Annotated in this window: 8 protein-coding genes; 2 read left to right on the top strand and 6 right to left on the bottom strand. The window is 73.0% G+C overall.

Annotated elements, in window-relative coordinates; translation table 11 throughout:
- The 6 genes from H5J30_RS10765 to H5J30_RS10740 all read right to left on the bottom strand — a co-directional run.
- The coding region (locus H5J30_RS10765) for a GAF domain-containing protein (RefSeq protein WP_181787207.1) at positions 1-965 on the bottom strand (965 nt) is incomplete at its 3' end.
- 14 nt (positions 966-979) lie between these two features.
- Positions 980-2,038 carry a branched-chain amino acid ABC transporter permease gene (locus tag H5J30_RS10760; protein ID WP_181787205.1) on the bottom strand — a complete coding sequence of 353 codons (1,059 nt, stop codon included), beginning with the start codon at positions 2,036-2,038 and terminating at the stop codon, positions 980-982.
- Complete coding sequence (locus H5J30_RS10755) at positions 2,035-2,904, bottom strand: branched-chain amino acid ABC transporter permease (RefSeq protein WP_181787204.1); 870 nt, start codon at positions 2,902-2,904, stop codon at positions 2,035-2,037. The genes H5J30_RS10760 and H5J30_RS10755 overlap by 4 nt, the downstream gene beginning before the upstream one ends.
- A 64-nt stretch (positions 2,905-2,968) precedes the next feature.
- On the bottom strand, positions 2,969-4,225 hold the full coding sequence (locus tag H5J30_RS10750) for an ABC transporter substrate-binding protein (protein WP_181787203.1): 1,257 nt from the start codon (positions 4,223-4,225) through the stop codon (positions 2,969-2,971).
- 53 nt (positions 4,226-4,278) lie between these two features.
- Entirely contained in the window at positions 4,279-4,953 is a 675-nt protein-coding gene (locus tag H5J30_RS10745; protein ID WP_309505493.1) for an ABC transporter ATP-binding protein, read from the bottom strand.
- A gap of 10 nt (positions 4,954-4,963) precedes the next feature.
- Positions 4,964-5,851 carry an ABC transporter ATP-binding protein gene (locus H5J30_RS10740; RefSeq protein ID WP_220188761.1) on the bottom strand — a complete coding sequence of 296 codons (888 nt, stop codon included), beginning with the start codon at positions 5,849-5,851 and terminating at the stop codon, positions 4,964-4,966.
- 74 nt (positions 5,852-5,925) lie between these two features.
- Between H5J30_RS10740 and H5J30_RS10735 the strand changes: the two genes are divergently transcribed.
- Positions 5,926-7,539, top strand: a complete 1,614-nt coding sequence (locus tag H5J30_RS10735) for a long-chain fatty acid--CoA ligase (protein ID WP_181787201.1) — start codon at positions 5,926-5,928, stop codon at positions 7,537-7,539.
- Between the two features lie 116 nt (positions 7,540-7,655).
- Positions 7,656-8,075 (top strand): VOC family protein, encoded by a 420-nt coding sequence (locus H5J30_RS10730; RefSeq protein WP_181787200.1) that lies wholly within the window; start codon positions 7,656-7,658, stop codon positions 8,073-8,075.
- The last annotated feature ends 93 nt before the right edge of the window (positions 8,076-8,168 follow it).

Genomic DNA, 8,168 nt, shown 5'->3' with positions numbered 1-8,168 from the left:
TCGGCGCGGGCCTGTTCGACCACCGGGTCGGCGCCGGCCGCCGCCATGGTGCGGCCGCGCGGATCGAGGACCAGCAGACCGCCGCCGAGCACCTCCGCGAGGGTGTCGGCGACGTCCGCGAGGCCGCCGCCGTCCAGGACGATCCTGGTCAGCCGCTCGTGCAGGGCCGCGGCCCGCTCGATGGACTCGCTGTGCGCCTGGATGAGCGCGTTGGCCTCGGTGAGTTCGTCGACGGTGCGGCGCACGTCCTGGAAGAGGGTGGCGTTCTCGATGGCGATGGCCGCGTGGTTGGCGAGGGAGACCAGCAGCGCCACCTCGGCGGGGGAGAAGGGGCGCGCGCGGCGGTTGGCGGCGAAGAGCACGCCGATGACCCGGTCGCCCAGGGACAGCGGCACGCCCTGGATCGCGGTGACGCCCTCGCCGCCCACGGTGGCGTCGATGGTGTGGTCGAAGCGCGGGTCGTTGAGGTAGTCGGGGGTGTGGTACGGCACGCCCGTCTTGGCGACGAGGCCGCCGAGTCCCGCGCCCATCGCGAGCCGCACCTGCTTGAAGGCGTCGGTGCGGATGCCGTCGGTGACGCGCATGTACGTGTCGCCGCGGTCGTCGTCGTTGAGCATGAGGTACGCGGCGTCGGTACCGATGAGCTGGCGGACGCGCCGGACGATCGCCTGCAGCACGGCCTCCAGGTCGCGCAGCGAGGACAGGTCGCCGGCCGTCTCGTACAGCGCGGCGAGTTCCGCCTCGCGCCGGCGGCGGTCCTCCAACTGTGCGCGTACCGCGAGGGCGTCGTCGACCAGCGGGCGCAGCGCCTCGGCGGTCTCGCCCTGCGCGCCGGCGAGCAACTCCTCGTAGTCCGCACCGGAGGCGCCCTCGCGCAGGAGCCGCAGCAGGCGCTCCGCCGCCCGGTCCGCCGCCCGTCCGGCCGGGCCCGTGCCGTGGGCGGTGCGGGGCGGGTCTGCGCCCATCGCGGCCTCCTGACTCACGGCTCCTTGACCAGAGAGGGCTCCGGCCGGTCGCCGGCGGCGGGATCACGCACCGTACCGTTCCCGGACTCGGCGGACCGCATGCCCGCGCCGGCCGCGCGCCGCCGCTGGAGCAGGTACGACACGGTGCCCCAGATGCCGCGGCGGAACAGCAGGACGACGAGGATGAACAGGCTGCCGGTGACGATCCCGACCTCGTCGAACCCGGAGGTGGACAGCCAGTCCTCCAGCCGCACGACGGCCGCGGCCCCCAGCAGGCTGCCCCACAGGGTGCCGATGCCGCCGAGCACCGTCATGACGACGACCTTGCCCGAGGTCGTCCAGTACACCTCCTGCAGCGAGGCGAACCCGTGGTTGACGGCGTACAGGCCGCCCGCGAGCCCGGAGAGGAACGCGGAGACGGTGAAGACGACGACCTTGTAGCGGTCGACGGAGTAGCCGAGGGCCCTGGCGCGGGCCGGGTTGTCCCGTATCGCGGCGACGACGCGGCCGAACGGCGAGTGCACGATGCGCCAGGCGGCGAACAGGCCGGCCAGGACCAGCGGCAGCGCCGCGTAGTAGTAGACGAAGGAGTCCGACAGGTCGAGGCCGGGCACTTCGCGCGGGATGCCCTGCAGGCCGTTCTCGCCGCCCGTGAGGTCCCCCCACTGGTTGGCGATGAAGTAGATCATCTGCGCGAAGGCGAGGGTGACCATGGCGAAGTAGATGCCGCTGCGGCGCACGGCGAGCAGCCCGATGGGTACGGCGACGACCGCGGCGGCCACCGCGCCGCCGGCGACCGCGAGCGGGAAGGGCACCCCGGCGTGGATGGCGATGAGCCCGGTGGCGTACGCCGAGGTGCCCCAGAACGCCGCGTGGCCGAACGACAGCAGGCCCGCGTGCCCCAGCAGCAGGTCGAACGCGACGGCGAACAGGCCCCAGCACAGGATGTCGGCGGCCACCGGCGGATACAGGACCCACGGCAGTCCGAGGACGGACACCAGGCCCGCGGCCAGCAGCCCCCAGCGCAGCCAGGCGGGCCTGGCGCCGAGTCGGTCGAGCAGGGCGAGGATCATAGGGCGTGCTCCTCCTTGCCGAAGAGTCCGGCCGGCCGGACCAGCAGCACCACGGCCATCAGCACGAAGACCGACGTCTGCGACAGGACGGGGACGTAGAGGTTGCCGAGGGCCTGGAGCATCCCGATGGCGAAGCCGGCGACGACGGCGCCGGGGATGGAGCCGAGCCCGCCGATGACCACGACCGCGAAGACCGCGATGATCAGGTCCGCCCCCATGCCCGAGTTGACCGCGCGCATCGGCGCGGCGAGCACCCCGGCCAGCGCGGCGAGCGCGACGCCGAAGCCGAACACGGGCGTGACCCAGCGGCCGGTGTCGATGCCCAGCGCCCGGGTCAGCTCGGGCCGTTCGGTCGAGGCGCGCACCACCGTGCCGATACGGGTGCGGGTCAGCAGGAGCCACACGGCGAGGCAGACGACGGCCGCGGCGCCGAGGACGAAGACCTGGTACGCGGGGTAGTCGAAGGGCCCGAGGTCGACGGAGCCGGGGAAGGGGCCCTCGTCGTACGGCCGGGACTGGGCGCCGTACTTCATGCGCAGCAGGTCCTGGCAGACCAGCGCGATGCCGAAGGTGAGCAGGAAGTTGTACAGCGGGTCGAGCGCGGCGAGCCGGTGGATGAACAGCCGCTCCAGCACCATGCCGGCCAGCGCCGCGGTGAGCGGCACCAGCAGCAGCGCCCACCAGAACCCGAGTCCCGCGGTGTCCTGGAGGGCCACCGCACCGAACGCGCCGAGCATGTAGATGGCGCCGTGCGCGAAGTTGACGACGTGGAGCATGCCGAAGATGACGGCGAGGCCGAGGGCGAGCAGCGCGTAGAAGCCGCCGGAGACCAGGCCGTTGAACGCCTGTTGCAGGAAGGAGGTCATCGTGGTTCCCGTCCGTCCGCCGCAGCCCGGGCGGGGTCCGCGGGCTGCGGCCGCTGGTCGCCGGTCAGGACATCGAGCAGTCGGGTGAGGGGGGTCCGAACGCCTTGTCGGCGGGGATGGTCTCCACCTTCTCGGTGAAGTCGCCCGCGGTCTCGCTGTCCGCCGGGTCCTTGACCCGGGCCAGGTAGGCGTCGTGCACGACACGGTGGTCGGCCGCGCGCACCTCGGCGTTGCGGGCGAAGAAGTCGTCGAACTCCATGCCCTCCAGCTCCTTGTTGACCTCCTCCGGATCGTCGGTTCCGGCGCGCTGCACGGCCTCCAGGTAGTGCGTGGCGGCGGAGTAGTTGGCGGCGTGGTCGAAGGTCGGCCAGGTGCCCGCCTCCTCCCGGAACCGCTCGGCCCACTCCCGCGACTCCTCGTCGACGTTCCAGAACCACGCGGAGGTGAACATCGTCCCGGCGAGCTTGTCCTGCCCGATCGCCTTGATGTCGGTGTCGAACATGAGGCCGATGGCGAGCTGGATGCCCTTCTCCTTGAGCTTGAACTGCTGGTACTGCTTCACGACGTTGACCAGGTCGCCGCCCGCCTGCAGGGTGCCGAGCACGGCGGGCGCGGGCTTCTTCGCGGACGCCTTGAGCAGGAACGTGGAGAAGTTGTCGTTCGGGAACGGGGTCGGGTCCTTGCCCACCACCTCGCCGCCCGCCTCCTCGATGGCGGTGCTGAACTCCTTCTCCATGTCCTGGCCGAAGGCGTAGTCCGGGTAGATGAGGTACCAGCTCTCGCCGCCCTGCCTGGTCACCTCGGTGCCCGTGCCGTTGGCCAGCATGTAGGTGTCGTACGCCCAGGCGTAGGTGTACGGGTTGCAGGACTCGCCGGTCAGCTCCGTGGTGGCGGCGCCGATGTTGAAGTACAGCTTCTGCGACTGCTCCGCGACGTTCGCCACGGCGAGCGCCGCGGAGGACGTCGGCACGTCGAAGACGGCGTCGGCCTTCTCGCGCTCGTACATGTTCCGCGCCCGGGTGTTGGCGACGTCCGGCTTGTTCTGGTGGTCCGCCGAGATGACGTCGATGTCGTCGGTGACCGCGTCGTCGCCGTGCTTCTTCTCGAAGTCCGCGACGGCCATCTCCACCGCCGTGACCGCGTCCTCGCCGGCCAGTTCCGCGTACACGCCGGAGAGGTCGGTGAGCACCCCCAGGGTGATCCCGTCGTCGCTGATCTTCCCGCCGCCGGAGCCCGGCCCGCCGCCGCCGCACCCTGCCAGCAGCGATCCCGCTACCACCGCGGCCGTGGCGACCGCGGCTTTCGACCATGTGTGTCCCATGCTTCCTCCTTGAAGTGGTCGACGTGGCCGGTACGGCCCCTGCGAGGGCCGGGCTACAGGCCCAGGTAGCCGAGGAGTTCGTGTTCGCGCTGCCGTACGTCGTCGTTGGCCAGCGACTCGGCGATCCGGCCGCGGTCCAGCAGGTAGTGGCGGTCGGCGACGGTGGTGGCGAAGCGCAGGTTCTGCTCCACCAGCAGCACGGCCGTCCCGTTCCGCTTGGCCTCGCGCAGGATCTCGCCGATGCGCTCGACGACGATCGGCGCCAGTCCCTCGGTCGGCTCGTCGCACAGCAGGACCCGCGCGCCGGTGCGCAGGACCCGGGCGAGGGCGAGCATCTGCTGCTCGCCGCCGGAGAGCTTGCCGCCGGGGCTCCGGCGGCGTTCGCCGAGGGCCGGGAACTCCTCGTAGACCCGCGCCAGCGGCCAGGGCGAAGCCCCCTTCGCCGGGGGCAGCGTGAGGTTCTCCTCCACGCTCAGACCCGCGTAGATGCCCCGGTCGTCGGGGACGTACCCGAGGCCGCGGCGGGCCCTGCGGTGGGGCGGCACGGCGCCGAGGTCCCGGCCCTCCAGGCGGACGGTCCCGGACGCCCGCCGGTGCAGGCCCATCACGCAGCGCAGGAGCGTCGTCTTCCCCGCCCCGTTGCGGCCCACGAGGGTCACGACCTCGCCCGCCCCGACCTCCAGGGACACGCCGCGCAGCACCTCGGCCTCGTCGTAGTGGGCGCTCACGCCCCGCACCTCAAGCAACGCCGGCCCCCAGGTACGCCTCGACGACCCGCGGGTCGGAGCGGACGGTGCGGTACGCACCCTCGACGAGCACCCGGCCGCGCTGGAGCACCGTCACGGTGTCCGCGAGCGAGCCGACGACGCTCATGTTGTGCTCGACCAGCACCACGGTGCGCCCGGCGCGGATGCGGTCCACGAGCGCGACGGTGCGGTCCACGTCCTCCAGGCCCATGCCGGCCGTGGGCTCGTCCAGCAGCAGCACCCGGGGGTCGAGGGCGAGGGCGAGCGCCAGTTCCAGCGCGCGCTTCTGCCCGTACGGCAGGCTGCCCGCCGGCGCCTCGGCCCGCTCGGCCAGGCCCACCTGGTCCAGCAGCTCCCGCGCCCGCCCGGTGAACCGTGCCAGCAGCCGGTCCGAGCGCCAGAACCTGCGGCCCAGGTCGGTGCCGGCCTGCAGCGCGAGCTCCAGATGGGCGCGTGCCGTCACCGCGGGGAAGAGGCTGGTGACCTGGAAGGAGCGCGCCACCCCCAGGCGCGCCACCTTCTCGGGCGGCAGCCCGGTGATGTCCTGCCCCGCCACTTCGATCCGCCCCGCCGACGCCGGCAGGAAGCCCGTCAGCAGGTTGAACAGCGTGGTCTTCCCGGCCCCGTTGGGGCCGACCAGGGCGTGGACGGTGCCCTCCGCGACGGCCAGGTCCACCTCGTCGACGGCGCGGAAGCCGTCGAACGCCTTGGTCAGGCCGTGGGTGGACAGGATGGCGCGCGGGAGCGGGGCGGTGCCACCGCTCGTCGTTCTCGTCGTGCTCGTCATGCCGACCTCGGATGCCGCGGGATGGGTGGCCGACAGGGTGTCGGCGTCGGGGAGAACGTAGAAGCGGACGGCAGTCGCGACTACAGAGAACATCTCCACAAGGGGGTGGTGCGGAGTGTGGGATTCATCCGTGGTCCGGGTCCCGGCCCCCGGTCAACATGTCCGCCATGGCGATGATGGACATCCCGCTCAACAGCTGGCTGCTCTTCGACCACGGGCCGCGCTACTTCCACGACACCGAGGTCGTCACCCGCCTCCCGGACGGCAGCGAGCACCGGTACACCTACGCGGACTTCGGCCGCCGCGCGCAGCAGCTCATGCACGCGCTCGACGCGCTGGCGCTGCCACCGGGCGCCCGGGTGGCCACCCTGGCCTGGAACGGCTACCGGCACCTGGAGGCGTACTGGGCGGTGCCCTGCACCGGGCGGGTGCTGCACACCCTGAATGTGCGGCTGTCCGCCGACGAACTCGCCTACGTCGTCAGGCACGCGGAGGACCGGGCCGTCCTCGTGGACGCGGACCTGCTGCCGCTGCTGGAGCAGGTGGCCGAGCGCGGCGGCCTCGCGGGCGTGGAGCACGTGGTGGTCCTCGGCGACCGGGTGCCGCCCGGCACCGCGCTGCCGGGCGCCGTCGCCTACGAGGAACTCATCGCCGGGCGGCCCGGGACGTACGAGCCGCGCGAGATCGACGAGCGGGCGCCCCTCGGCCTGTGCTACACCTCCGGCACCACCGGACGGCCCAAGGGCGTCGTCTACACGCACCGTTCGACCATGCTGCACGCCGTCGCGGGCTCCTCCCGGGCCGCGATGTCGATCGGGCCGGGCGACGCGGTGCTGCCGGTGGTGCCGATGTTCCACGCCAACGCCTGGGGGCTGCCCTACACCGCCACCCCGTACGGCGCCAAGCAGGTGTTCTACGCCGGGCCCCTGGACGCGGCGGCGCTGGTCGACCTGATGGCCGCGGAGCGCGTCACCGTCGCGGCCGGCGTGCCGACCGTGTGGATGGCCGTGGCCGACGCCATCGCCGCCCGCGGCGGCGGACTGCCGGACGTACGGCATCTGCTGTGCGGCGGGGCCCGGCCGGCGCGGGCGCTCGTCGACCGCTACCGCACCGAGTTCGGCATCCCCCTGGTGCAGATCTGGGGCATGACGGAGACGTCACCGCTGGCCAGCTTCGCCTGGCCGAAGGAGCACATGCGCGGCTGGGACGAGGAACGGCTCGCGGACGCCGTCCGCGGCATGGCGGGACTGCCCCTGCCCGGGGTGCAGACGCAGATCCGGGACGGCGACGGGCGCCCGCTGCCGTGGGACGGCGCGTCGATGGGCGAACTGCTGGTACGCGGCCCCTGGGTGGCCGACGCGTACCTCGGCGGCGAGGGCGGCGGGCAGTTCACCGAGGACGGCTGGTTCGCCACCGGCGACATCGCGACCGGCACGCCCGACGGCTACTTCGTCATCACCGACCGCGCCAAGGACCTCGTCAAGTCGGGCGGGGAGTGGATCTCCTCGGTCGACATGGAGTCCGCGGTGATGGCGATGGACGCGGTCGCCGAGGCGGCGGTGGTCGCGGTGCCGGACGAGAAGTGGTCGGAACGACCGCTGGTGTGCGTGGCCCCGCGCCCCGGCGCGACGGTGACCCTGGAGGAGGTACGCGCGCACCTGGAGCGCAGCGGCTTCGCCCGCTGGCAGCTGCCGGACCGCGTGGAACTGGTGGATGCGGTGCCCCGTACCGGCACGGGCAAGTTCGACAAGAAGGCGCTGCGCGCCCGCTTCGAATCCTGAGGCCGACCGCCGCGGCCGGACCTAGGACCAGCGCCCGATGGGCGGCCGGCCGAGCCGCTCCCTAGGCTGCGTGACACCGCCGGTTCCCGGCGACCGCACCGCACAGGAGGCAGCACGTGCCGGCTGACGCCACGGCTCACGTACGCATCGCCCGCCCGTCCCGCGACCTGGAGGCCGCGGAGCGCTTCTGGCACTCGGGCCTGGGCCTCGACGTCCAGTACCGGCACACGGCGGACGGCACCCCCGGCGACCACTCGCTCCTCATGCTCGGCTGGCCGGCAGCCGCCTGGCACCTCGAACTCGTCCACGACCCCGCCGCCCCCGTCGCCCCCCGGCCCACCGCCGAGGACCTGCTGGTGGTCTACCTCGGCGAACCGGTGCCCGACCCCCTGGTGGAACGACTCGAACAGCACGGCGGGAAACGGGTCCCCGCGCACAACCCGTACTGGGACACCTGGGGCGCAACCCTCCGTGACCCCGACGGCTACCTCCTGGTGCTCTCCACCCGCCTCTGGCCCGACGGGACCCGCGGCTAGCGCTCTGACCGGGAAGGGGCGCCGGGGCCCCTGCCGGGCCTCACCGGGGAGGAGCTGACCGGGAACCTGGACGGTGACCCCGGCGAGGGGGCG

This window comes from Streptomyces phytophilus (assembly GCF_013870535.1).
GTDB classification, from domain to species: Bacteria; Actinomycetota; Actinomycetes; order Streptomycetales; family Streptomycetaceae; genus Streptomyces; species Streptomyces phytophilus.
This window is presented reverse-complemented; position numbering and strand designations above follow the sequence as displayed.

Bases quoted from the DNA above. Each gene is read 5' to 3' on its own strand.
- H5J30_RS10755 (WP_181787204.1), bottom strand. From the start codon at position 2,904: ATGACCTCCTTCCTGCAACAGGCGTTCAACGGCCTGGTCTCCGGCGGC.
- H5J30_RS10760 (WP_181787205.1), bottom strand. From the start codon at position 2,038: ATGATCCTCGCCCTGCTCGACCGACTCGGCGCCAGGCCCGCCTGGCTG.
- H5J30_RS10750 (WP_181787203.1), bottom strand. From the start codon at position 4,225: ATGGGACACACATGGTCGAAAGCCGCGGTCGCCACGGCCGCGGTGGTA.
- H5J30_RS10735 (WP_181787201.1), top strand. From the start codon at position 5,926: ATGGCGATGATGGACATCCCGCTCAACAGCTGGCTGCTCTTCGACCAC.
- H5J30_RS10740 (WP_220188761.1), bottom strand. From the start codon at position 5,851: ATGTTCTCTGTAGTCGCGACTGCCGTCCGCTTCTACGTTCTCCCCGAC.